This is a genomic window from Caulobacter sp. P4_E5, from assembly GCF_056401555.1.
The window spans coordinates 104206-128632 of sequence record NZ_JBFUJD010000002.1 but is presented as its reverse complement, the minus strand read 5'-3'; the positions used below and the strand labels follow the sequence as shown (position 1 = coordinate 128632).

Below are 24427 nucleotides of genomic sequence, written 5' to 3'. Positions count from 1 at the left end.
ATGATCACCAAGCGCGACCTGGCCATCGCCGCCGGCGCGGTGGTTTTGACCCTAACGAGTGTCGCCGTCGCCCAGGCCCCGAGGCCGGCCCTGATCGGCCCGTCGGTCTGGCGCTGGGAGGAGCTCAAGCCGCACGACACCGACGTCGGGACCTACGCCCAACTGGCCAAGGGCCCGACCGCGACGCTGGACGAGCTGGAGATGCACGTCACCACCCTGAAGCCCGGGACCAGCTCGCACCCGCCGCACACCCATCCGAACGAGGAGCTGGTGATCATCCGTGAGGGCCAGGTCGAGACCCTGTCGGGTGGCGCGTGGAAGACGGTCGGGCCAGGCGGGGTGATCTTCAACGCGAGCAACAGCCCGCATGCGCTGCGGAATATGGGGACGGGGAACGCGGTGTATCACGTGGTGAACTGGAAGCCGGCGGGGCGCTGAAAACCCCTCTCTCATGGAGAGAGGGAGGGGCCCGCCGCCGCAGGCGGTGGGAGGGCGAGAGGTTTCACCGTCAGCCGGAGAATCTCGAGCCATTCCGCCGCGCGCTTCGTCAGTACCTTGTCTGGAGAGGGTGTAACCACTCACCCTCCCACGCTTCGCGTGGGCCCCTCCCTCTCTCTAAGACAGAGGGATCTTGAGCTGACTCCAGGCTTCCGCCTTCTGCGCGAAGGTGCGAGCCGCATGGGCCGGTGACGAGGAGGGCAGGGCTAGCGTCGCGACCCGCTCCCCGATCAACCGCCCGCCCAGCTTCGCCGCCGCGCCGCCATTGAACGCCACAACCCGAAGGGCCGGCAAGGTCTCCACCAGCGCCAGCAGGTCATTCGCCGCCGGATCGCGGATCGCGGCGTCCAGGCTGCCGGGCCGCTCTGCCTCGGCGATCACGTCCCACAGGCCGACGCCTCGGGCCAGCAAGGCCGCCAGCCGGTCCTCATAGGCCAGCGGGACGAGCGGCGTGTCGAGCACGCCCTCCATCAGTCGCCAAAAGGCGTTTCTGGGATTGCCGTAGTACTGTCGCGCGGCCAGCGAGGCCTCGCCCGGCAGGCTGCCCAGGATCAGGACGCGGGTGCTTGCGTCGACGACCGCCGGGAAGCCCGCTTTGCGAACCATGGGTGGTTTAGCCCTGTTCCCCGAACACGCGCTTGAAGATCACGTCGACGTTCTTGGTGTGGTAGCCGTAGTCGAACAGCTCTTCGAGCACCGTGTCCGACAGGGCCTTGGAGACCACCGGATCGGCCTTCAGGAAGTCGATGAACCGGCCTTCGCCGCGCCACACCTTCATCGAATTGCCCTGGACGGCGGCATAGGCGTCCTCGCGCGACACGCCCTCTTGCGTCAGGGCCAGCATGACGCGCTGCGAGAAGACGAGGCCGCCCAGCTTGTCCAGGTTCTTGGCCATGTTGTCGGGATAGATGTTGAAGCGCTCAATGACCCCGGCCAGGCGGCGCAGGGCGAAGTCGAGGTGGATGGTGGCGTCGGGGCCGATGCCCCGCTCGACCGACGAGTGGCTGATGTCGCGCTCGTGCCAGAGGGCGACGTYCTCCATCGCCGGGATCACGGCCGAGCGAACCAGACGGGCCAGGCCGGTCAGGTTCTCGGTCAGGATCGGGTTGCGCTTGTGCGGCATGGCCGACGAGCCCTTCTGGCCCGGATCGAACGGCTCCTCGGCTTCCAGGACCTCGGTGCGCTGCAGGTGGCGGATCTCGGTGGCCAGGCGCTCGACCGACGAGGCCACGACGCCCAGGGCCGCGAAATAGGCGGCGTGGCGGTCGCGCGGGATCACCTGGGTCGAGACCGGCTCGACCGCCAGGCCCATCTTGTCGGCCACGTGCTGTTCGACGCGCGGATCGACATTGGCGAAGGTGCCGACGGCGCCCGAGATCGCGCAGGTGGCGATCTCGAACTTGGCCATCGCCAGGCGCTCCTTGGCGCGCTGGAACTCGGCGTAGTAGCCGGCCAGCTTCAGGCCAAAGGTCAGAGGTTCGGCGTGGATGCCGTGGCTGCGGCCGACGCAGACCGTCATCTTGTGCTCGAGCGCCCGGCGCTTCAGGGCGGCCAGGACAAGGTCGACGTCTTCCAGCAGCAGGTCGGTGGCCTTGCTGAGCTGCACGGCGAAGCAGGTGTCCAGCACGTCCGAGCTGGTCATGCCCTGGTGCAGGAAGCGGGCCTCGGGACCGACGATCTCCGACACGTGGGTGAGGAACGCGATGACGTCGTGCTTGGTGACGCGTTCGATTTCGTCGATGCGATCGCTGTCCCAGACCGCGTCGCGGCCCTTCTCCCAGATCGTCTCGGCGGCGAGCTTCGGGATGGTCCCGATCTCGGCCATGGCGTCGGCGGCGTGGGCCTCGATCTCGAACCAGATCTTGTACTTGGTCTGGCTGGACCAGATGGCGGCGGCTTCGGGGCGGGCGTAGCGGCTGATCATGCGCGGGCGTTTCGGCCGCGCGGGCCGGGGAGTCAAGGGAAGAGGGTTATTACTTAGCGGCGGAGTCGGTCACTGGCCCCCTCCGCGCTTCGCGCTCCTCCCCCGGAGGGGGAAGAAGACGCCGCGATCCTTCTTCCCCCTTCGGGGGAGGAGGGCCGCAGGCCCGGAGGGGGCAAGTATGCCGCCTAAGCCCCCGCCCGTTCCTTCATGTGCTTGGCCAAGCCGATACTCGCCAGGGCGTAGTGCACGCCGGCCCAGGCGTAGAAGCTCAGCGAGACGATGATGCCTTGCTGGGTCGAGCGGGCCATGGCGCCGGCGCAGGCCTTGGCGAGCTCGGGCGCGGAACCCTTGGGGGCCAGGCCGCCGGGGCACTCGGCGCCGAAGCTGGCCGGGCCGCTCTCCCCGAACGCCCCGCCCAACGCGTGGAAGAGGCCGCTCGAGRTTGGGTGGTTGAAGTTGAACTGGGCCAGATGGTCGATCAGCCAACCGGTGAACACCGGCCCGCCGCCCAGGGCGATCAGGTTGAGGAAGAAGAACAGCAGGGCCGTGGCCGTGGCCCGGCGGCGCGGCTCGACCGAGTTCTGCACGACGGCGAAGGTCGGGGCCAGGTAGGTGTAGTGGAAGATGCCGGGGACCAGCAGGATCAGGGCGGTGGTCTGCCAGTGGGTCTGCAGATAGGCGGTGATGTAGATCGGCGTGCAGATCAAGAGGCCGATGGCCGGGGTCAGGGCGTACCACTTGGTGCTCTTCTTGCCGGCCCAGTCGGTTAGGAAACCGCCGACGAGGGTGCCGATCCCGGCCGAGAAGCCCATGACCAGGCCGACGATCAAGCCGACCTGAGCCAGACCCAGACCGTAGGTGCGGATGAAGTAGGGCGGGACGAACGCGCCTGAACCATACGCGCCGAACGAGGCGATGGTGACGCCCAGCATCATGTGCAGCACCGGCCATTTGCCGAACAGCACCTTCATGATGGCCCACAGTTCGGAGAACTCACCGGCCAGCGAGAAGGCGGGTCTGGGCGCCGACTCGACGACGACGTCCGCCGGCTCCAACGGCCGCTCGATGATCTCGGAGTGGCCGCGCGGCGGCTCCTTGACCACCAGCTTGACGATCAGGGCCAGGATCAGGCCGGGCAGGCCGACGATGACGAAGGCCACGCGCCAGCTGAACTCCTGGGCCAGCCAGCCGCCGGCCACCGCGCCGAACATGGTGCCCAGCGGAATGCCGAACGAATAGATCGACAGGGCCGAGGCCCGCTTCTTGGGCTCGTAATAGTCGCTGATCAGCGAGTGGCTGGGCGGCGAGCAGCCGGCCTCGCCGACCCCGACGCCGAAGCGGAACAGGGCCAGCTGGCCGAAGGTCGTGGCCGCGCCGCACAGGGCCGTGAAGCCCGACCAGATCACCAGAGACAGCGAGATGATGCTCACCCGGTTCCAGCGCTCGGCCAGGCGGGCGATCGGGATGCCCAAGAGCGTGTAGAGCAGGGCGAAGTAGAGGCCGCCCAACAGCCCGAGCTGGGTGTCGGAGAGCTTGAGGTCGACCTTGATGGCCTGACCGATGGTGGCGATGATCGTCCGGTCGATGAAATTGAAGGTGTAGGTGGCCAGCAGCAGCCCCAACACCGTGGCCTTGTAGCCGTTCGAATAAAGCGGCGGGTCGCCGCCGGACGCACGCGCGTCGGCCATCCTGACTCTCCCTTCAAACATTTGTTCTATTTCTTGAGGCGACTGTAGACGCAGCCGAAGCCGGAGCGCCAGAGGCTAAATCGCGGTCGCGCCAAGGCCGTCGTTTCCTTGCGCGGACGGGCGCGCTAAGCCCTTGGCGAACGGGAATCGACGAAGGAGCGCGCCATGGAGATCGTGATCGGCACCAAGCGGTGGTCCAGCTGGTCGCTGCGCCCGTGGCTGGCGCTCAAGCGCACCGGCGCGCCGTTCAGGGAGACCCTGGTCGAGCTGCGCCACGGCGACGTCACGACCGCCGAGATCGGCAAGGTCTCGCCCAGCAAGCTGGCCCCAGCCCTGAAGGATGGCGACCTGGTGGTCTGGGACTCGCTGGCGATCTGCGAATACCTGGCCGAGACGTTTCCCGAGGCCAGGCTGTGGCCCGAGGATCCGGCCCTGCGCGCGATCGGGCGCTCGGCGGCGGCCGAGATGCATTCGGGCTTCCAGTCGCTGCGCGGCGAGTGCCCGATGGCGCTGGAGGAGCCGCCGCGCAAGCGGGACCTCTCCGAGGCGACCCAGAAGGACGTGGGCAAGATCGCCGAGCGCTGGAACCAGTTGCTCAAGCGTTCGGGCGGCCCGTTCCTGCTGGGCGAGTGGTCGATCGCCGACGCCTTCTACACGCCCGTGGCGACGCGGTTCCGCACGTACGGCGTCCACCTGTCCGACTATGGCGACGCCGGCGCCGCGGGGGCCTATTGCGAGCGCCTGCTGGAGACGCCCGAGTTCTTGGAATGGGAACGCGACGCGCTCGCTAAGTCAGAAGTCTAGAGGCCAATCGATATCCACCACGCGTTGGATTTACCCGCCTTCCTGGGCCTTGTGCCCAGGACCCAGGGTTCAGCTTCAACAGAATTGGGCTGAGTTCACGGTCGTTCGGGCGCGCGGACCCAATGAGCTCATACCTGCCTCGAGCATGGGTCCTGGGCACAAGGCCCAGGAAGGCCATGGGATTTGTACCCGCCCCAGATGAATGTCGATTGGCCCTAGAGGCCTTCGGGCGCGCCGTTGACCACCGGCGGGGCCTTGCAGCGTCCGGCCCGCGCCTGGACCACATAGAACAGGGCCCGGCCCTGGGCGAAGCTGCTGTGCTCGGCCAGGGGATTGGTCGGCTGGCCGGTGGTCAGGCTCAGCGCCTGCTCGCCGCCGCCGGGCGCGGCCTGGCCCAGAGAGGCCTGGTTCCACTTGCTGAGGACCGGCGCGCAGGCGGCGACCACGGCCTCGGCCACGACCTCGGCGCTGTCACGGGCGCCGGCCAGGCTGTAAGCCCAGCGGCGTGTGCATTCCTCAACCGGCGTGGCCGGATCGGCGGCGGCCGAGGCTCCGGGACCGGCGCCGACCTTGAAGTCGGCGCAGATCCTGGGATTGGCCATGGCGTCATGCCGATCCTCGCAGGCCGCGACGCTGAGAGCGGCGAGCGCCAGGACGGCCATCACGGGCTTGCGGATCATGGTCTTGAGTTCCGTTCTTGAACGAAGGTCAGCGGGGACAGATCTGGACGGCGCGCGAGCTCAGGCGGCCGCGATCGTCGTAGTAGGAGATCGTCGCGTCGCGACAGACGCCGCCGGACGTGGTGTTCGAGACCTGCTGGACGGTTCCGCCGCCGGGGCCGCTCGACGCGACCGGGTTGCCCATGTGGTCGTAGTAGACCTGGCGAACGGGCGGGGCTTGTTCCGGGGCCCGCCGCGACGTCGAGACGCCGCGCGAACCGCCTTCGTAATAGACCGTGCGGGTCCGATGGCAGCCGCTCTTGCCGATCTCGCGGCCGACCAGCGCGCCGCCGACGCCGCCGATCAGCAGACCGGTTCCGCCGCGCTTGACCGCGTTGCCGACCAGGGCGCCGCCCAGGCCGCCGATCACGGTGCCGGTGGCCTTGCGGCTGCGGCACGTGGCGGCGTCGGCGTCGGTGGGCGCCACGACGGCAGGAAGGGCCATGGCGCCGATGGCCAGGCCGATAACAATAAGACGAGCCATGTGCTCCTCGCCGGTGAAGGTCCCTCGGGCTTCACAACGCACCTCGCGCCCGGAAGGATGCGTGGGCGTGTCGGATAGGCGACTTGGCGGGCGATGCTGTCGGTTGGCGCGGCGGTCAACAATGGCCAGGCGCTGAAGCTCGGCAGCTAGCCGGCGGTCAGGCCTTCCTTCTTCTCTTCCAGTTCCAGCCACTCCATCTCGGCCTGTTCGAGATCGGCGCGGGCCTTGTCGAGAACCTTCATCGTCTTGTCGAAGGTCGCCGGATCGCGGCTGTAGAGGTTGGGATCGGCCAGGACGGCCTCGAGCTTGGCGATGATGGCCGGGCTCTTGGCGATCAGGGCCTCGCACTCTTCCAGACGGCGCTGGTCCTTGAAGGTCAGCTTGCCGACCTTCTTGGGCGGCGCGACGGGCGCGGGGGCCGCGGCCGCGCCCTTGGTGGCGCGGGCCACCGGCGTGAACGACGAGCCGACTGCGGCGCCGCGCGCGCCCTTGAAGAAATCGGGGCTCTGGTCAATCAGGTCGGTCCAGCCGCCGGGGGTCTCCAGCACCTTGCCATGACCGTTCATGGCGATGGTCGAGGTGGCCAGGCGGTCGATGAAGTCGCGGTCGTGGCTAACCAGGATCAGCGTGCCGTCAAAATCGGCCAGCAGGTCCTCCAGCAGATCCAGCGTGTCCATGTCCAGATCGTTGGTCGGTTCGTCCAGCACCATCAGGTTGGTGGGATTGGCCAGGGCGCGGGCCAGCAGCAGGCGGTTGCGCTCGCCGCCCGACAGGCTGGTCACCGGCTGGCGCAGCTGGGCCTCGGTGAACAGGAAGTCCTTGGCGTAGCCGGCCACGTGCTTGGGCTGACCGCGCACCAGGATGGAGTCGCCGCCCCCCGGAGTCAGGAAATCCCAGAGCGTGATCTTGTCCGACAGCGCCATGCGCCCCTGGTCGATGTAGGAGACTTCCAGATTGGTGCCCAGCTGCACCGTGCCAGCGTCGGCTTGCAGCTCACCCAGCAGCAGGCGGACCAACGTCGTCTTGCCGGCGCCGTTGGGACCCACCAGCGCCACGCGGTCGCCGCGCAGGATGCGGGTCGAGAAATCCTGGACGATCACGCGGTCGCCGAACGCCTTGGTGAGGTGCTTTGCCTCGATGACCTTCTTGCCCGAGGTCGCGGCGGTCTCGACGGCCATGTACATCGACCCGCGCTTGTCGCCTTGCAGGTCCTTCTTTTGCGCCCGCAGGTCCATCAGGGCCCGGCGGCGGCCTTCGTTGCGGGCGCGGCGGCCTTGGACGCCGCGCGCCAGCCAGGCGTTCTCGCGCTCCAGCACCTTGTTGAGGCGACGCTCTTCGTCCGCCTCGGCCGCCAGCACCTGTTCGCTCCAGATCTCGAACTCGCCGAAACCCTTGTCGAGGCGCCGCACCTTGCGGTGCTCCAGCCAGAAGGTGCGCTGGGTGACCCGGTTCAGGAAGGCGCGGTCGTGGCTGACGATCAGGGCCGCGCACTTGGAGTTCGCCAGCTCTTCTTCCAGGGTCTGGATCGCGAAGATGTCCAGGTGGTTGGTCGGTTCGTCCAGCAGCAGCACGTCGGGCTGTTCGGCGAAGGCGCGCGACAGGGCGGCGCGACGCTTCTCGCCGCCCGACAGGCCCTGCGTGCTCTTCTCCGGATCCAGGCCGAAGTCGGCCAGGGCCGCCTGGGCCTCGTAGTCCTCGGCGCCGCCAGCGGTGCAATAGTCCAGCAGGGTATCGCCGGTGATGTCCGGCTCCTGGCTGACGAAGATGATCTTGGCGCCGGGCTGGACGGAGCGCTCGCCGCTGTCGGCCTCGACGCCCTGGGCGGCCAGGATCTTCAGAAGGGTGCTCTTGCCGGCGCCGTTACGGCCGACCAGGCAGGCGCGCACGCGCGGCTCCAGGGCCAGGTCGACGCCGTCGAACAGCGGCTTGGCGCCGTCGGCGAGACGGACGTCCTTGAGGGCGAGTACGGGCGCGCGGGTGGGGGAGGCCATGATCTTCGGACTGGTAGGCTGCGGAATGTCGCGGAGGTGAGGGCGTATAGAGCGCGTGAGCCGAAAGTGTAAGCGGTTTCGCCGCTCGACCGCGCGCTCCCTAATCGTGTGAAGCCGAAGCCGGTTTTTCAACCGGCTCTGGAGGCCGCGCGCCGAGGAAACGTCAAAATCACGGCTTAGTCTGGCGTTGATCGAGGTCAAGGATGTCGGTCGGCGACCGCGACAAATTGGTCTGTTAACGGCTCGCCAAGCGTGAGCTTGCTACGACCTTGGCCTAGCGGAGCACAGGTACTCACCTTGACGTCGAGCCCGGAAAGGATTGCCGCTTCTGATGTTCCCGCCCTTCTGGGCCTGGGTTTCGATCATCTGCGCCGGCCGATCTGGGTGTTCGACGACGTCCGCAAACGCAAGGTCTATGCGAACCGGGCGGCGTTGGACCTGTGGGGCGCGTCCACGCTGGACGAGTTGCTGGCCCGGGACTTCTCGGACCAGTCGCCAGCGGTGCGCACGCGCATGCAGGACATCGCCGCTCGCATCGAGGGCGGCGGCGCTGTCGAGGAGCGCTGGACCTTCTATCCGAACGGCGCGCCGCTGGTGGTCGACACCACGATCTCACGCATCGCCCTGCCCGGCGGGGGCCACGCCATGCTGCTGGAAGGCTTCGAGGTTAAAGCCCAAGCCGAGCAGCAGCGGGCGATCGAGGCCTTGCGGCACACCAGCGCCCTGGTCTCCCTGTACGACGCCGACGGCTTTCGCATCTTCGGCAACCCCGCCGCCCTGGCCAGCTATCCCGGGTCCGGCGTCCGGTTCGCCGAGATCTTCGCCAATGGCGACGCTGGCGGCGCGCTGTGGAGCTCGGCGCTCGACGGGGACGCGGTCGAGGGGGCCTACCGGATGATCACCGCTCACGGCGAGCGCTGGCACGGCCTGGCCGCCCGCCGCACGCCCGACCCGGTCACGGGCGAGCTCTGCGTCCTGGTCAACGAGACCGACATCACCGAGGAGGTCGAGGCGCAATCAGCCCTGGCCGAGGCGCGCGAGCGGGCCGAGGCAGCCATGGCCGCGCGGCAGGACTTCCTGGCCAATATGAGCCACGAGCTGCGCACGCCGCTGACCAGCATCCTGGGCTTCACGGACCTGCTGGACGGCTCAAAGCTGGACGACGAGCAGCGCCGCCGCCTGGGCCGGATCCGCGACGCGGGGGCCGTGCTGCTGGACACGCTGAACGACGTGCTCGACTTCGCCAAGCTGGAGGCGGGCGGCGTCAATCTGGAGTCGCGGCCGTTCGCGCTGCGGGCCCTGCTGAACCAGGCGGCCGGCATGTTCGAGGCCCAGGCCTTGTCCAAGGGGCTGGACCTGACCCTGCGCGTCGACCCGGCCTGTCCCGAATGGCTGGAAGGCGATGGCGAGCGCCTGCGCCAGGTGCTGGTCAACTTCCTGGGCAACGCCGTCAAGTTCACAGGCGCGGGATCGGTGATCCTGAGCGCGACCTACAAGAGCGGGGCGCAGGCCGGTTCGGCGCGTCTCGAGTTGGCCGTTTCTGACACCGGTGTCGGTGTGCCGGCCGCCATGCTGGACACCGTCTTCGAGCGCTTCGCCCAGGCGGGACCGGAGGTTTCGCGGACGTTCGGCGGCACGGGCCTGGGCCTGGCGATCAGCAAGGAGATCGTCCAGCTGATGGGCGGCGAGATCGGCGTCGACAGCATCGCGGGCCAGGGCGCCCGCTTCTGGTGCGTGCTGGACCTGCCGGTGGTCGCCGCGCCCCACCAGCGCGAGGCCGAGCCCGTCCAGGAGACCGCGCGACCGCTCCACCTGCTGGTCGCCGACGACAATGAGGCCAATCGCGAGCTGATCGGAACCCTGGTCCGGGCCATGGGCCATACCGTCGACGTCGTGGCCGATGGCCTCGCCGCGATCGAGGCGGTGAGCTCGGGCGGCTACGACCTGGTGCTGATGGATGTGCAGATGCCGCGGATGGATGGCCTGGCCGCCACCCGCGTGATCCGCGGCCTGCCGGGCGACGCGGCGCTGACCCCGATCATCGCCCTGACGGCCAACGTCCTACCCGACCAGATCGCCTTCTACCGCGCCAGCGGCATGGACGACCATGTCGGCAAGCCGATCAGTCCTCGCGAGTTGCTGCTGAAGATCGCGCTGTGGGGTGAGGGCCGCGCGGACGAGCGGTCGACGTCCGCCGAGCGCGCCCGGGACGACGCCTCCGCCTGAAGACCCGATCGGGGGCCTCCCGCGACGGGCGTGGCTAGCCCCGGCAGCATCGCCCAATCGCCTCGGCCACATGGCCGGCGATGTCGTCCTGCACCTTCAGAAGATCCCGCGACGAGCGGTCGTAGCTCTGCGACCAGACCACCGAGCCGTCGGCCGCGCGGACGACGCGCGCCGAGACCCGCAGGGTGTCGCCGGACTTGCGCAGGCTGCCGTCCACCACATAGTCGACCTTCAGAAGCCTGGCCGTTTCGGCGGCCGTCAGCTTCCTGCCCTTCAGCGCGAAGGAGTCCGAGGGCGCGGTCACCCGCAAGCCCTCCACGTGACTCAAGCGCGTGATCACCTCCTCAGTCACGCCATCGGCGAAATACTCTTCGGTCATGGCCTGGCTGGTGAGATCGAGAAACGGCAGGACCGCCACGGTTCGCGTGGGCTGGCGGGGAACCGCGAGCGACAGCGCTCGAGGGGGCTGGGCTGTGTCGGCGCGGTTCAGGAAGACGACGCCCAGCGCGATTACCGCGACCGCGGCGCAAGCCGAAACCACCCCAAGCCGGCGCCGCGATGGCGGCGATGTGGCCTGCGCGGCAATCGGCGGACCGACGTCCGTCGTGACGGAGGCCACCAGGCGGTAGCCCTGGCGTGGCACGGTGGCGATGTAGGTCGGCTCTTTGCGATCGTCGCCGAGCAGGCGGCGGAGCGACGTGATCGCCTGGTAGACGGAGTCCTGCGACACGACCGTGCCCGCCCAGACTTCGTCGAGGAGTTGGTCGATGGTGACTGTCCGCCCGGCGTGTTCGACCAGGCAGACCAGAAGCCGCATGGACCGATCATCGACGCGCAACCGCTCGCCGTCGCGAGCGATCTGGCCCGACTTGGGATCGACCGACCAGGCGCCGACGCGGAAGGCGGATCCAGCAAAGGGGCTCATATTCTGCGAAAACTCCGGAGGCTGAACAGCCCTGGGCTCCATGCGGGATGTGCGAAGGTCCCGCGAACGCGGAAGACGTCAAGGGCGAGGGGCGCAAAATCGCGCTGGCCAATCATCCTGGACAGAAGTTTTCAGAGCTTTTCAGACGGCCATTCAGGACCTCGGCAATGGTGATCGACACCTTGGCCAAGCGCTGCGGCGGACCGCTGGCGCCGTGACCTAACCTGGGAGACCGCCTGAATGACTCGAATGCTGCCTTGCCTTGCGACCGCGCTGTTGATGACCGCCGCCATCGGCTCGGCGCGCGCCCAAGCGCTCTTCAATCCCGACGATGTGCAGGCGGGGACCTACACGATCGATTCGAAAGAGACGCTGGTTCGCTATGGGACCATCCACATGGGCATCAGCGAGTTCTGGGGCACCTTTCCCGGCGCCAAGGGGACGCTGGTGATCGATCCCAAGGCGCTAGGCGGCGCTAAGCTCGACGTTTCCGTGCCGATCGCCATGGTGACGACGACCAACAAGGAGCTCGACGCCCAGTTTCTGTCGCCGGCGTTCTTCGATGCGAAGAAGTTTCCCGAGATGCGCTTCGTCTCGACGTCGGTTACCCGGACAGGACCGACGACCGCCAAGATCGCCGGCGACCTGACCTTGCACGGCGTCACGAAGCCGATCGTGCTGGACGCCACCTTCACCGGCGCGGGTCCCAATCACTTCTCGAAGGTCTTCACCATCGGCTTCAAGGCCCAAGGCCAGATCAACCGCTCGGACTTCGGGGTCGGCAAGTGGGCGCCGGTGGTCAGCGACGCGACGACTATCACGATCAGCGCGGCCTTCGAGAAGGAGAAGTAGCGCTGGTACTACTAGTTCGGCGAGCTGACGTTGAAGCTGGCGTTGTTGCCGATCGCGGTCGACACGCCCGTCACCTGGCGGCCGCCGGACGCGATCGTGGTGCTGGAGCTGGCGCCGATGTCGGCGCTGTTGCTCTGGGTGTTGGTCACGGTCATGCGGCCGCTGCATTTCGAGCAGGCGTAGCCGGTGACCGCGTTGCCCATGGCCGTGGCCGTGGTCACCGCGTCATAGCCGTCCTGCCCCGAGAAGCTGGCCGTCGCCTCGACCCCGCCGCCGGTGTTGGTCTGCAGGTTGTCGAGCACCAGCTCGGGGCCGACATTGTTGACCTGCGAGGAGTTGCCGGCCGCGTAGGCGCTCGTCTGGGCCGCGCCGAACAGGTACGAGGTGCCCTCGGCCTGGCCCCGGACGTACGAGGTGTTCCACTGGTTGGACTTCACGTCCGCCAACGGGCCTTCGTTCTGGACCGCCAGGTTGTTGCCCGTGGCCGTGGCGGTGGTCGCCGACAGGTAGCTGTTGCCGTAGGCCGTGAACTTGCTGGCCTGGGTCACCTGGGCCGTGTTGGCCTGGTCAGTGATCGCGCGGACGGCCGACTGGTTGGCGCCGCTGATGTTGATGTTGTTGCCGGCGGTGGTCGCGGTGACCGCGCTGGTCCCCGAGGCGTGTTGGACGATCGCGCCGCCGTCGGCCAGCACGTTGGCCGTGGTCGACTGGCTGATCCGCGCCCCGGCCGAGCCGTTGTCCAGATTGACGCCCTGGCTGTTGCCCATGGCCAAGGTCGAGACGGTCAGGTCCTTGGCCTCGGCGGTCGGAGCCTCGACCTGGCCGCGCGCGGTGACCTCGGCCGAATTGGTCTGGACCGCGAAGGCCGAGATCGTGCCGTTAGAGGCCGAGAAGGCGCCGGAATTGCCGACCGCCGTCGAGCGCACGGCGCTGCTGGCGCCGGCGTTGACGCCGACGTCGACCACGGTGTGGCCGTAGACGGATCCCTGATTGGTCTGGTTCGAGGTGATCGACGCGTCGGCGTTGGTCACCCCGACCGAGACGCCGTTGGCCTGGGCGGTCGTGCTGGCGGTGACGCCGTCCGACACGGTCTGGACGTTGAGGGTCTGCTCCGAGAAGATCTCGCCGAGATTGATCTGGTTGTTGAGAACCGGGCTCGGCGAAAGCGTCTGGCTAGTAGCGGCCCCGCTTAGCATCACGAATATCGGGATCGCGCTGAGCGTTCCAGCGAGACGGGTCATCGCGGGTCTGCGCATTGTTGGTTCCCAGGTTGTTGTAGGCCGGCGTGAACGCGCCCGTCTGGCCGACGGTGGCGTCGCCGAACGGGTCGTAGCGCAGGCAGCTTTGCGGGCCGGGCATGCCGTAGAGGTTGGCGCTCATCTCGACCGTGGCGCGCTCGATCAGGGCGCGCACGGCCAGCTGCATAGGCTCCAGGGCCCCGCGGCCGGCCGAGATGTCGAACAGGTTGCCATTCAGGAAGTCGAAGACGCCGAGGCTGACCTCGCGGCCGACCACCTGCTTCTGATACGAGATGACGTCCACCACCTCGAGCGTGCGGGTGTTCACCAGCCGCAGGTCCAGCGCGATGTTCATCACGAACACCCGGCGGCGGAAGTTGCCCTTCAGCCCGTCGGTGTCCTTGTCGCCGGCATAGGCGTCCACGCCCGCCGAACGGATGTTGTAGTTCAGCTCGGTGATGCCGCCGACCACGTAGAAGTCCGAGCCCGGCACCTGGCCGGCCAGGATCTTGCGGTAGTCCGCCGGCGCATCGGGCGCGGCGTTCGGACGGTCGGAGATCAGCTTGTTGTTGGCGTATTTCAGCTCGAACTCCGACACCGAGGTGTCGAAGCGTTCGACCATGGGCATGCCGGCCTTGGCGAAGGCCGAGAAGGCCATCAGCGAGGCGCCTTGCGTCACCTTGCGGCCCGAGCCGTCGGACTCTTCCTTGCCGGTGTAGTCGGCGATGCGGCCGATCGCGATGCGCGGCGCGGCCACGCGGTTGGCGCGGGCGTATTGGTTGAGGCAGACGAGGGCGGCCGAATAGTCGGTGGGGTTTGCGGTGACCGGCGCCGAGCCGATCGGGGTCGCGTAGTTGCCGGCCGTCGAGGCGACGGGCACGCCGCCGCAACCGGCGAGCGCCGTCGCTCCCAGCAGGGCCAGCACCAAGCCTGTGCGCTTGAGGCTCACTGTACGCTTCAGCGTCATTGCGCGGTTCCCGCCTTCACGACATTCGAGCCGGCGCTGACGTTGCCGTTGTTGACCTGGCTGGAATTGACGATGACCGTGTTGTTGTTGCCCTGGGTGATGACCGTCAGGTTGTTGCCGATCGCGGTCGCCCCGGCGTAGCCGCCGACCCCGCCAACGCCCGAATAGGCGTCCAGCGAGCCCGAGCTGCGGCTCGACGAATAGACGCTCTGGTCCGCGCCGGTCAGCATGACGCCATCGACGACCACCCGGTTGCCGTTGGCGTCGCGGGTCGAATATTCGACCATGCGGTTTTCCTGGCCCGACGAGCGACCGTAGCCGGCGTTGAACGAGGCCGAGTTGGTCGACATGGTCTGGGCGGCGGCCGCGCCGCAGACGCCCATCGCGGCGCCTGCCGCGACGATGGTCAGCGCCGACGCGACGCTCATCTTCTTCATGCGATGCCAGGCCATAAGCGGCTCCGAGAACTGTCGACACGAAAGGGCAAGCAACCCTCGTGCCAAAAAGGTACAGCCTCGGGTGTAGCGCCAAGGTCGAGAAAAAATGGTTAAGCGTGCGGACGGACGCTTCGAATCGCGACGAACCCGCCCCAGATGAGAACGTGATGACCGACCAGCGTCCCGAGCCGATCTTCAATGCGCCCTGGCCCGCCTTGCTGGCGAGCGCCGCGATCCTTGCTCCGCACGTGGTTCTATTGAAGGCCAGCGATGCGACCATCGAGTCGCTGGCTCTGGTCCCCCGGGACTTCTGGGAGGGGCGCTGGACCGGCGTCGTGACCATGATGTTCGTGCACGGCGGCTGGGTTCACGCCCTGATGAACGCCGCCTTCGCCCTGGCCTTCGGCGCGCCGGTGGCGCGGCTGCTAGGACTAAACGGCCGGGGAGGGGGAATCTTCTGCCTCTTCTATCTGGCGTGCGGCGCGCTTTCGGGCCTGGGCTACGCGGCGATCCATCCCGACGCGGCCGGGGCGGTGATCGGCGCGTCCGGCGCGGTGTCGGGCCTGATGGGCGCGGCGGCCCGGACCATGGACCACCCGGGACAGGTCGGCCCGATCCTGGGGCCGAGGGTGATCTCGCTGGGCCTGGGCTGGCTGGTGGTCAATCTGGTGATGGCGGTGGCCGGCGGCCTGCTGACCATGGGAACCGGCGCGGTAGCCTGGGAGGCGCACCTAGTCGGCTTCGCCGTCGGCGTCCTGCTGATCGGCCCGTTCGCGCGCTGGGCCGGTATTCCGCCGGAAGCCGCCGATCCCCATTGATCCGACAGCCCGTTTGCGAGACTCTCGTTCTCTAAAGAACAAGGGAGAAAACGCAGTGTTGGTTTCTCAGATCCTCAAGGACAAGGGCGATCTCGTCTTCACGGCCTCCCCCCAGGAGACCGTCGGCGCCGCCGCGGCGCTTCTTCACACGCGGCGCGTCGGGGCCATGGTGGTGGTCGACGACAAGGAGGCGGTGGTCGGGATTCTGTCCGAGCGCGACGTCGTCCGGGTGATCGCCAAGGAGGGCGCGAGCGCGCTGACCAAGCCGATCAGCGGCTGCATGACCACCAGCGTGATCTTCGCCCAGCCCGACGAGACGATCGACGCCCTGCTCGAGCGGATGACCGATCGCCGGATCCGCCACCTGCCGGTGGTGAAGGGCGATCGCCTGGCCGGGATCATCTCGATCGGCGATCTGGTGAAGTACAAGATCAATGAGGCCCAGGCCGAGGCCGACGGGCTGAAGGCTTATATCGCCGCGGGCTGACGCCCGCGTGCGATCCTCGCTATCGCTTCGCTGCTTGAGCGAGGATCGCGAATGGATGCGCGGCTCTATATAGAAGGGGCGCTTAGCTCTCGATCAGTTCCGCGCCGGCGCCCTGGGCGGCGTCGGCGAGGCTGTAGCCTTCCAGCACCGCGGCCGTGGCGTCGCGCGCGCGCAGCAGCGCCTCTCGCAGGGCGCAGGTCGCCAGGTCTCGACAATCCTCGCAGCGGCGAAAGGCGGTGCGGCTGACGCAGGGTGTCAGGGCCAGCGGGCCGTCGACCAGGCGGATGATCTCGGCGAAGCTAATCGCCTCTGCGGGGCGGCCCAGGACGTAGCCGCCGAACTTGCCGCGCCGGCTGGCCACGAGACCCTCGCGCGACAGGGACAGCAGAATCGCTTCCAGGAACTTGCGCGGCGCGTCCGCGCGCTCGGCCAGTTCGCCGGCGGTCACCTGGCCGTTGTGTCGGGCCAGTTCGATCATCGCGCGCAGGGCGTAACGCGCCTTCTGGGACAACATGGACGCCGGTCACCTTATATAGGCGCGCGGCTCAAGGGCGCGCGCTCTGGAACGTCCAGCCTTCTGAGCGAGGCTTGACCAATGTGCAAGGTCCGCGTGGCGGCGTTCATGCACAGGGGAATGGCCGATCTGGGGATGGAATGACGATTTCCGGCTTGCGAGGCCGGGGAGGGGGCTCTAGAAGCCGCCCCTCGCTTCGGGGCTGCGGCCCGCCGGACGAAACCTTGGCCTCCGGGCTTGCGTTTCTGAAAGCGGATCGCTAAGTTCCGCAGCCTCAATCGAATCCCTTCAGACTTACGGCGCACCTAGCGGCGCGCCTCGGTCGGCTTTTGCACTCTGAGGCGGCTCTGGTCGCCAAGAAAACAAAAGTGAAAAGGGCGGTTGACCAGGAGGATCTGCTTCGTTAGAAGCCGCCCTCCTAGAAATACAAAGGAGTTCGCAAGAGCTTCCAAGTATTTCGCTCCAGGAAAGCTTCTCTTTTTCTTCGAAAAAGACGCTTGACTGGCTCCGGTGACTTCTTTAGAAGCTGCCGGCTCCGCCGAAAGCCTTCTGGGCTGGCAGGCGGGGAAAGTCGGAAAGTTTCTTCGAGAAACGATTTGACATGGAATTCGAGGTTCGCTAGATAGCCGCCTCCGCCGACATCGGGCGTTAAAGGGGTGGGCCGCTGAGGCGGTTGGGTCTTTGACATTGTTGATTTGGAAAGAGAAACGCAGGCGGCGGCGCTCTGGCGATGGACTGAAAGGTTCATCTCGAACGCTGACAATTGCGGTCTCTTGAAGACACCATGAATATCATGGACTGGAAACTTCGGTTTTCAATTCATCGATGTGATTGGGAACTCGTCAAGATACTATGCAAACCAGAACCGGAGATTGGGTTTTCCCCTAGTCTCTGAAGTCTGTGTTAGCGGTCAACTCAACCTGAGAGTTTGATCCTGGCTCAGAGCGAACGCTGGCGGCAGGCCTAACACATGCAAGTCGAACGGATCCTTCGGGATTAGTGGCGGACGGGTGAGTAACACGTGGGAACGTGCCTTTTGGTTCGGAACAACTCAGGGAAACTTGAGCTAATACCGGATAAGCCCTTCGGGGGAAAGATTTATCGCCATTAGAGCGGCCCGCGTCTGATTAGCTAGTTGGTGGGGTAAAGGCCCACCAAGGCGACGATCAGTAGCTGGTCTGAGAGGATGATCAGCCACATTGGGACTGAGACACGGCCCAAACTCCTACGGGAGGCAGCAGTGGGGAATCTTGCGCAATGGGCGAAAGCCTGACGCAGCCATGCCGCGTGAATGATGAAGGTCTTAGGATTGTAAAATTCTTTCACCGGGGACGATAATGACGGTACCCGGAGAAGAAGCCCCGGCTAACTTCGTGCCAGCAGCCGCGGTAATACGAAGGGGGCTAGCGTTGCTCGGAATTACTGGGCGTAAAGGGAGCGTAGGCGGACTGTTAAGTTAGAGGTGAAAGCCCAGGGCTCAACCTTGGAATTGCCTTTGATACTGGCAGTCTTGAGTACGGAAGAGGTATGTGGAACTCCGAGTGTAGAGGTGAAATTCGTAGATATTCGGAAGAACACCAGTGGCGAAGGCGACATACTGGTCCGTTACTGACGCTGAGGCTCGAAAGCGTGGGGAGCAAACAGGATTAGATACCCTGGTAGTCCACGCCGTAAACGATGAGTGCTAGTTGTCGGCATGCATGCATGTCGGTGACGCAGCTAACGCATTAAGCACTCCGCCTGGGGAGTACGGTCGCAAGATTAAAACTCAAAGGAATTGACGGGGGCCCGCACAAGCGGTGGAGCATGTGGTTTAATTCGAAGCAACGCGCAGAACCTTACCACCTTTTGACATGCCCGGACCACCAGAGAGATCTGGCTTTCCCTTCGGGGACTGGGACACAGGTGCTGCATGGCTGTCGTCAGCTCGTGTCGTGAGATGTTGGGTTAAGTCCCGCAACGAGCGCAACCCTCGCGATTAGTTGCCATCAGGTTTGGCTGGGCACTCTAATCGTACTGCCGGAGTTAATCCGGAGGAAGGCGGGGATGACGTCAAGTCCTCATGGCCCTTACAAGGTGGGCTACACACGTGCTACAATGGCGACTACAGAGGGTTGCAATCCCGCGAGGGGGAGCCAATCCCTAAAAGTCGTCTCAGTTCGGATTGTTCTCTGCAACTCGAGAGCATGAAGTTGGAATCGCTAGTAATCGCGGATCAGCATGCCGCGGTGAATACGTTCCCGGGCCTTGTACACACCGCCCGTCACACCATGGGAGTTGGCTYTACCCGAAGGCGCTGCRCTAACYCGCAAGRGAGGYAGGCGACCACGGTAGGGTCAGCGACTGGGGTGAAGTCGTAACAAGGTAGCCGTAGGGGAACCTGCGGCTGGATCACCTCCTTTCTAAGGATGCTTCTCCAGTCTCTCACGAGACTATTGAGGCTCCAATTAGTGCGCTAGACGCACACAAATGAGCGGATCGCCGCCGTCTTCGTTTCTCTTTCCACTCCTTGATCGCCGACTAGGCGATCGAGGCGATCGCGAGCCCAGGAGCGGGTCAGGACATTCGTGTTCTGGATCTGGTCTCTATGCGGCCTATGGGCCCGTAGCTCAGTTGGTTAGAGCGCACGCTTGATAAGCGTGAGGTCATAAGTTCAAGTCTTATCGGGCCTACCACTCTCTCCTACATGGACGCGCAACCGACCAGCTCCCCGCTGGGCAAGCAACTCACACCGAGTGTGAGGGGCCATAGCTCAGTTGGTAGAGCGCCTGCTTTGCAAGCAGGATGTCGTCGGTTCGAATCCGTCTGGCTCCACCATCTTTGTTGGAAATCTTCACTTCGTCTTCGCTCAAGCAGCGAAGCGGTAGCGAAGACGACGAAACAAAGTCGCGATCGAGGAATGATCAAGTTTGCAGCGTCACTTAGTGACGATGCGAAATGACATTGTGAAGGCAGGGTTCTCCCGCCGACCGTAGCTCACCCCTGGGATACGGTATCGGTTTAAGGGCGGACTTAAGAAGACATCATTGTCTGACTAAGGGTAGAGCTCATGCTCGAAGCTTCCTCACGTGAGTGACGAGGCTTTAAAACGCATGGGTTTTGCTGAGAACGATCAAGCGCATAAGGGCTTCTGACGGATGCCTTGGCATTGAGAGGCGATGAAGGACGTGGCACGCTGCGATAAGAGCCGGGGAGGCGCGAGCACCCTTTGATCCGGCTATCTCCGAATGGGGAAACCCACCTTTATGGTCACTCCACTTGTTCCTGACTTCGGTCAGGGCCGTAGTGGATGGATCAGAAGAGGTATAATGACCTGAATACATAGGGTTCATTAAGCAAACCCGGGGAACTGAAACATCTCAGTACCCGGAGGAAAGGACATCAACCGAGACTCCCGTAGTAGTGGCGAGCGAACCGGGACCAGGCCAGTGCTGTCGTGACATAAAGCTGAATGTGTTGGGAAACACAGCCATAGTGGGTGATAGCCCCGTAAGCGTCAAATAGCGACAGACTCGAGTAGGGCGGGACACGTGAAATCCTGTCTGAACATGGGGGGACCACCCTCCAAGCCTAAGTACTCCTCAATGACCGATAGCGAACAAGTACCGTGAGGGAAAGGTGAAAAGCACCCCGACAAGGGGAGTGAAACAGATCCTGAAATCGGAAGCCTACAAGCAGTCGGAGCCACCGCGCGTGGTGACGGCGTACCTTTTGTATAATGGGTCAGCGACTTCATGTGCCGTGCAAGCTTAAGCCGTTAGGTGTAGGCGCAGCGAAAGCGAGTCTGAATAGGGCGAATAAGTACGTCGCATGACGACCCGAAACCAGGTGATCTATCCATGAGCAGGTTGAAGGTAAGGTAACACTTACTGGAGGACCGAACCGGTGAATGTTGAAAAATTCTCGGATGACTTGTGGATAGGGGTGAAAGGCCAATCAAACCTGGACATAGCTGGTTCTCYSCGAAAACTATTTAGGTAGTGCCTCGGACGTATTCCTTGGGGGGTAGAGCACTGAATGGATGCGGGCGGCGCGAGCTGTACCAATTCTAATCAAACTCCGAATACCCAAGAGAACTATCCGGGAGACACACGGCGGGTGCTAACGTCCGTCGTGAAAAGGGAAACAACCCTAACCATCATCTAAGGCCCCCAAGTACTGGCTAAGTGGGAAACGATGTGGGTTTGCTTTGACAACCAGGATGTTGGCTTAGAAGCAGCCATCATTTAAAGAAAGCGTAACAGCTCACTGGTCAAGCGAACCTGCGCGGAAAATGTAACGGGGCTCAAGCCAGTCGCCGAAGGTATGGGTTTGCAGTTTACTGCAAGCGGTAGCGGAGCGTTCCGTAAGCCGATGAAGGTGAGGCGTGAGCCTTGCTGGAGGTATCGGAAGTGAGAATGCTGACATGAGTAGCGATAAAGAGGGTGAGAGACCCTCTCGCCGAAAGCCCAAGGGTTCCTGCGTAAAGCTAATCTGCGCAGGGTTAGTCGGCCCCTAAGGCGAGGCCGAAAGGCGTAGTCGATGGGAATCAGGTGAATATTCCTGAACCAGTTGGAAGTGACGGATCTGGTAAATTGTCAGGGCTTATTGGATTGCTCCTGGCAGTGAACAGGTCCCTGGAAATAACTCCAACGGAGACCGTACCCGAAACCGACACAGGTGGGCAGGTAGAGTATACCAAGGCGCTTGAGAGAACTGTGCTGAAGGAACTCGGCAAATTGCACGCGTAACTTCGGGATAAGCGTGACTCTTCTTTGGGCAACCAGAGAAGAGTGGCACAAGCCAGGGGGTAGCGACTGTTTATCAAAAACACAGGGCTCTGCGAAGCCGCAAGGCGACGTATAGGGTCTGACGCCTGCCCGGTGCCTGAAGGTTAAAAGGAGGGGTGCAAGCTCTGAATTGAAGCCCAGGTAAACGGCGGCCGTAACTATAACGGTCCTAAGGTAGCGAAATTCCTTGTCGGGTAAGTTCCGACCTGCACGAATGGCGTAACGACTTCCCCACTGTCTCCAGCACAGGCTCAGCGAAATTGAATTCCCCGTGAAGATGCGGGGTTCCCGCGGTCAGACGGAAAGACCCTATGAACCTTTACTGCAGCTTCGCCTTGGCGTTAGCAACAACATGTGTAGGATAGGTGGGAGGCTATGAAACCGGGGCGCCAGTCTCGGTGGAGCCATCCTTGAAATACCACCCTTATTGTTGCTGACGTCTAACCGCGGCCCGTTATCCGGGTCCGGGACATGGCGTGGCGGGCAGTTTGACTGGGGCGGTCGCCTCCCAAAGTGTAACGGAGGCGCGCGATGGTGGGCTCAGACCGGTCGGAAATCGGTCGTCGAGTGCAATGGCATAAGCCCGCCTGACTGCGAGACTGACAAGTCGAGCAGAGACGAAAGTMGGCCATAGTGATCCGGTGGTCCTGCGTGGAAGGGCCATCGCTCAACGAATAAAAGGTACTCTAGGGATAACAGGCTGATTTTGCCCAAGAGTCCATATCGACGGCAAAGTTTGGCACCTCGATGTCGGCTCATCACATCCTGGGGCTGGAGCAGGTCCCAAGGGTTCGGCTGTTCGCCGATTAAAGTGGTACGTGAGCTGGGTTCAGAACGTCGTGAGACAGTTTGGTCCCTATCTGCCGTGGGTGTACGAGACTTGAGAGGATCTGTCCCTAGTACGAGAGGACCGGGATGGACACACCTCTGGTGGACCTGTCATGGCGCCAGCTGTGCAGCAGGGTAGCTAAGTGTGGAATAGATAACCGCTGAAAGCATCTAAGCGGGAAACTAACCTCAAAACAAGGTCTCGCTGAGAGCCGTGGAAGACCACCACGTTGATAGGCCGGGTGTGGAAGTGCGGCGACGCATGGAGCTTACCGGTACTAATAGCTCGATAGGCTTGATCGTTCTTCAGTCAAACCCATGCAWMAGCATGGCTCTACCTCAGACACTGATGTCTTCTTCTTAAATCAMCAGCCTGGAAACAGGCTGCTGATATCCTTTTCGCTGACCTGGTGGCTATGCCGGGGGTTCCCCACCCGATCCCATTCCGAACTCGGTCGTTAAGTCCCCCTGGGCCAATGGTACTTCGTCTCAAGGCGCGGGAGAGTAGGTCGCCGCCAGGTCCGCCAAAAGGATATCTCGATTAMAAGTCCAAGAACCCTCCCTCACAATCTCAAACAACACCCTGACGCGGGGTGGAGCAGCCCGGTAGCTCGTCAGGCTCATAACCTGAAGGTCACAGGTTCAAATCCTGTCCCCGCACCCAAGGGTCTAACGAAACAGCCGCCTTCGGGCGGCTTTTTCGCGTTCTGGGCCTCACCAGAACGGCTTGGCGTCGATCAGATCCACAAGCCTCCGGCGGGCGTCCGCTAGCAGGTCGCTTTCGTCGCCGGCCAGCGCGACGCGGGTGGCGGCCTGGGCCAGGGCCTCGTGTCCGTGGGCGACGGCCGTGATCAGGCCTTCGCGGACATAGCGATCGTTCAACGCGCCCAGCGTGTCTTGGACAGCTTTCGCGGCGTCGAGGAAGCGCTCGGCGCGTTTGGGATGGTCCGGGAACAGCGAACCGAGGTCCTCGGCGGCGTAGCGCAGGATCTTGCCCTTCAGGCGCAGCCTGTGCCGCTGGCGGGCGTCGAGGTCGTCGAAGCGTTTGGCGCCCTTTCTCAGCTGCTTGCGGCGATGGTCGAGGACCTGGACGGCGTGGTCGGCGGCGAGGCCATCGCGGCGCTCGGCCAGGGCCGGGTCGGTCGTCCAGGGCCCCGCTTCGAGCCAGGCGGCCGCTTCCAGCAGCACGTCGCGGGCCTCGGGACTTTCCAGCGCCGCCTCCATGCGCAGATAGGCGTTGGCGCGCGCCGCATCCAGGGCGCGCTCGAAGTCGTCGCGGCCGGCGAACGCCGCGCCGGGGGCCGCCTTGGACCAGACGTCGCCGACGAACACGTCGAGGTCGCGGGCGGCGTCGAACTCGCCGGCCAGCGCATCGAGCGCCTCGTCCAGCCGACGCGCGGCCGCGTCCTGAGCCAGGGGCTTGAAGATCTTGAGCAGGGCCCGCAGCCGGCGCGCAGCGACCCGCGCCTGATGGACGCTGTCGGGTTCGGGGCGTTCGCGCAGCGCCTCCAGGCTGGCGCAGAGGTGGGCCAGGTTGGTCCGGCCCAGGGCCTGCAGCGCCTCGCCGACGGTCACGCCGGGATCCAGCGCCGGGGCCTGCCGCTTCGGCGGCGCGCTGCCGGAGTCGGTGGCCAAGCCGTAGCCCCGCTCGGCCTTGCTGACCAGCGACAGGCGCAACGGCACGCGCCGGGCCAGCTGCCGGGCGAGGTCGAACAGGGCCCGAGGCTCGCCCGACTTCAGCTCCAGCTCCAGTTCACAGACCGGCGCGCGCCGATCGGCGGCGCTGAGTTCGCCACGGTCGAGCGCCGCCTCGATCACCGTCTCGCCGACGTGGACGAGGCGCACCACGCGCTCGACCCGGGTCGTGAAGACTGGCGCCAAGGTTTCGCCGACCAGCATGGCGGCGGCCGGCGTGCGAGCCAGGGCGTCGCGGTCGGGGCCGGGACCGGCGATCGGCTCCTCCCATTCGCCGCGCGAGAAGACCCCGCCGGCCGAGGCCGATTTCAGGGTCTGCTTGCGGCCGCCCTCGCCGTCGCGCACCCGCAGACCGAAGCCCGCCTTGCGTAGAGCGTGGCCCGGGGTGTCGAAATAGGTGGCGTCCAGCTGGCGCACCGCGCCCTCGCCCTTCAGCAGGGTCAGGGCCAGCGCCGCCGCTTCGGGCGGGATCAGGAATTTCAGCTCGATCTCGCGATCCATGGCCTGACCAACTCCCGCGGGGCCCTTCGGCTCCCAGCCCTATGCCGCTTGGGCGATGTCTT

At 65.0% G+C, this 24427-nt stretch carries 18 protein-coding genes, 3 tRNA genes and 3 rRNA genes; 12 read left to right on the top strand and 12 right to left on the bottom strand.

The features are described from left to right. Window positions 1-438 (top strand): cupin domain-containing protein, encoded by a 438-nt coding sequence (locus AC1DSO_RS01185; protein ID WP_477067080.1) that lies wholly within the window; start codon window positions 1-3, stop codon window positions 436-438. Between the two features lie 177 nt (window positions 439-615). On the opposite strand, the gene AC1DSO_RS01180 is transcribed toward AC1DSO_RS01185, so the two are convergent. The 3 genes from AC1DSO_RS01180 to AC1DSO_RS01170 form a co-directional block, all read right to left on the bottom strand. After that, complete coding sequence (locus AC1DSO_RS01180) at window positions 616-1104, bottom strand: DNA-deoxyinosine glycosylase (protein WP_477067079.1); 489 nt, start codon at window positions 1102-1104, stop codon at window positions 616-618. A gap of 7 nt (window positions 1105-1111) precedes the next feature. Then, entirely contained in the window at window positions 1112-2422 is a 1311-nt protein-coding gene (gene purB, locus AC1DSO_RS01175; protein WP_477067078.1) for an adenylosuccinate lyase, read from the bottom strand. 185 nt (window positions 2423-2607) lie between these two features. Then, on the bottom strand, window positions 2608-4110 hold the full coding sequence (locus AC1DSO_RS01170; RefSeq protein WP_477067077.1) for a spinster family MFS transporter: 1503 nt from the start codon (window positions 4108-4110) through the stop codon (window positions 2608-2610). Between the two features lie 165 nt (window positions 4111-4275). Between AC1DSO_RS01170 and AC1DSO_RS01165 the strand changes: the two genes are divergently transcribed. Beyond that, window positions 4276-4914, top strand: a complete 639-nt coding sequence (locus AC1DSO_RS01165; RefSeq protein ID WP_477067076.1) for a glutathione S-transferase family protein — start codon at window positions 4276-4278, stop codon at window positions 4912-4914. 215 nt (window positions 4915-5129) lie between these two features. Here AC1DSO_RS01165 and AC1DSO_RS01160 read toward each other — a convergent pair whose 3' ends face one another. From AC1DSO_RS01160 to AC1DSO_RS01150, 3 genes are all read right to left on the bottom strand, one after another. Further along, window positions 5130-5594 carry a hypothetical protein gene (locus AC1DSO_RS01160; protein WP_477067075.1) on the bottom strand — a complete coding sequence of 155 codons (465 nt, stop codon included), beginning with the start codon at window positions 5592-5594 and terminating at the stop codon, window positions 5130-5132. A gap of 28 nt (window positions 5595-5622) precedes the next feature. Continuing rightward, window positions 5623-6117 (bottom strand): hypothetical protein, encoded by a 495-nt coding sequence (locus tag AC1DSO_RS01155; protein ID WP_477067074.1) that lies wholly within the window; start codon window positions 6115-6117, stop codon window positions 5623-5625. 146 nt (window positions 6118-6263) lie between these two features. Continuing rightward, window positions 6264-8108 (bottom strand): ABC-F family ATP-binding cassette domain-containing protein, encoded by a 1845-nt coding sequence (locus AC1DSO_RS01150; protein WP_477067073.1) that lies wholly within the window; start codon window positions 8106-8108, stop codon window positions 6264-6266. 297 nt (window positions 8109-8405) lie between these two features. On the opposite strand from AC1DSO_RS01150, the gene AC1DSO_RS01145 reads away from it, so the two are divergent. After that, window positions 8406-10334 carry an ATP-binding protein gene (locus AC1DSO_RS01145; RefSeq protein ID WP_477067072.1) on the top strand — a complete coding sequence of 643 codons (1929 nt, stop codon included), beginning with the start codon at window positions 8406-8408 and terminating at the stop codon, window positions 10332-10334. 34 nt (window positions 10335-10368) lie between these two features. Here AC1DSO_RS01145 and AC1DSO_RS01140 read toward each other — a convergent pair whose 3' ends face one another. After that, window positions 10369-11259 carry a winged helix-turn-helix domain-containing protein gene (locus AC1DSO_RS01140; RefSeq protein WP_477067071.1) on the bottom strand — a complete coding sequence of 297 codons (891 nt, stop codon included), beginning with the start codon at window positions 11257-11259 and terminating at the stop codon, window positions 10369-10371. Window positions 11260-11508: 249 nt separating this feature from the next. On the opposite strand from AC1DSO_RS01140, the gene AC1DSO_RS01135 reads away from it, so the two are divergent. After that, window positions 11509-12111, top strand: a complete 603-nt coding sequence (locus AC1DSO_RS01135) for a YceI family protein (RefSeq protein WP_477067070.1) — start codon at window positions 11509-11511, stop codon at window positions 12109-12111. An 11-nt stretch (window positions 12112-12122) separates the two neighbouring features. Here AC1DSO_RS01135 and hfaD read toward each other — a convergent pair whose 3' ends face one another. Genes hfaD through hfaA form a run of 3 tightly spaced genes read right to left on the bottom strand, consistent with a single transcriptional unit; the run spans window position 12123 to window position 14768 of the window. Continuing rightward, window positions 12123-13367: a holdfast anchor protein HfaD gene (gene hfaD, locus AC1DSO_RS01130; RefSeq protein ID WP_477067069.1), complete on the bottom strand. Its 1245-nt coding sequence runs from the start codon at window positions 13365-13367 to the stop codon at window positions 12123-12125. Then, window positions 13285-14298 carry a holdfast anchoring protein HfaB gene (gene hfaB / locus AC1DSO_RS01125; RefSeq protein WP_477067092.1) on the bottom strand — a complete coding sequence of 338 codons (1014 nt, stop codon included), beginning with the start codon at window positions 14296-14298 and terminating at the stop codon, window positions 13285-13287. Before hfaB ends, hfaD begins: the two co-directional genes overlap by 83 nt. 14 nt (window positions 14299-14312) lie before the next feature. Continuing rightward, window positions 14313-14768, bottom strand: coding sequence for a holdfast anchoring protein HfaA (gene hfaA / locus AC1DSO_RS01120; protein ID WP_477067068.1), 456 nt, complete (start codon window positions 14766-14768; stop codon window positions 14313-14315). A 152-nt stretch (window positions 14769-14920) separates the two neighbouring features. Here hfaA and AC1DSO_RS01115 point away from each other — a divergent pair, with 152 nt between their 5' ends. Then, complete coding sequence (locus AC1DSO_RS01115) at window positions 14921-15571, top strand: rhomboid family intramembrane serine protease (protein WP_477067067.1); 651 nt, start codon at window positions 14921-14923, stop codon at window positions 15569-15571. 55 nt (window positions 15572-15626) lie between these two features. Further along, window positions 15627-16058 carry a CBS domain-containing protein gene (locus AC1DSO_RS01110; protein ID WP_477067066.1) on the top strand — a complete coding sequence of 144 codons (432 nt, stop codon included), beginning with the start codon at window positions 15627-15629 and terminating at the stop codon, window positions 16056-16058. Window positions 16059-16140: 82 nt separating this feature from the next. Here AC1DSO_RS01110 and AC1DSO_RS01105 read toward each other — a convergent pair whose 3' ends face one another. Then, on the bottom strand, window positions 16141-16572 hold the full coding sequence (locus AC1DSO_RS01105) for an RrF2 family transcriptional regulator (RefSeq protein WP_477067065.1): 432 nt from the start codon (window positions 16570-16572) through the stop codon (window positions 16141-16143). A 916-nt stretch (window positions 16573-17488) separates the two neighbouring features. Here AC1DSO_RS01105 and AC1DSO_RS01100 point away from each other — a divergent pair. From AC1DSO_RS01100 to AC1DSO_RS01075, 6 genes are all read left to right on the top strand, one after another. Continuing rightward, window positions 17489-18974, top strand: a 16S ribosomal RNA gene (locus tag AC1DSO_RS01100). 196 nt (window positions 18975-19170) lie between these two features. Continuing rightward, a tRNA-Ile gene (locus tag AC1DSO_RS01095) sits at window positions 19171-19247 on the top strand. 66 nt (window positions 19248-19313) lie between these two features. Beyond that, window positions 19314-19389, top strand: a tRNA-Ala gene (locus AC1DSO_RS01090). A gap of 293 nt (window positions 19390-19682) precedes the next feature. Further along, a 23S ribosomal RNA gene (locus tag AC1DSO_RS01085) occupies window positions 19683-22472 on the top strand. Window positions 22473-22575: 103 nt separating this feature from the next. After that, a 5S ribosomal RNA gene (gene rrf / locus AC1DSO_RS01080) occupies window positions 22576-22690 on the top strand. Together the 16S, 23S and 5S rRNA genes with 3 tRNA genes alongside form the textbook arrangement of a ribosomal RNA operon. Before the next feature lie 66 nt (window positions 22691-22756). Next, window positions 22757-22833 (top strand) — tRNA-Met (locus AC1DSO_RS01075). 50 nt (window positions 22834-22883) lie between these two features. Here AC1DSO_RS01075 and AC1DSO_RS01070 read toward each other — a convergent pair. Further along, window positions 22884-24365, bottom strand: a complete 1482-nt coding sequence (locus AC1DSO_RS01070; protein WP_477067064.1) for a CYTH and CHAD domain-containing protein — start codon at window positions 24363-24365, stop codon at window positions 22884-22886. Window positions 24366-24427: the final 62 nt, after the last annotated feature.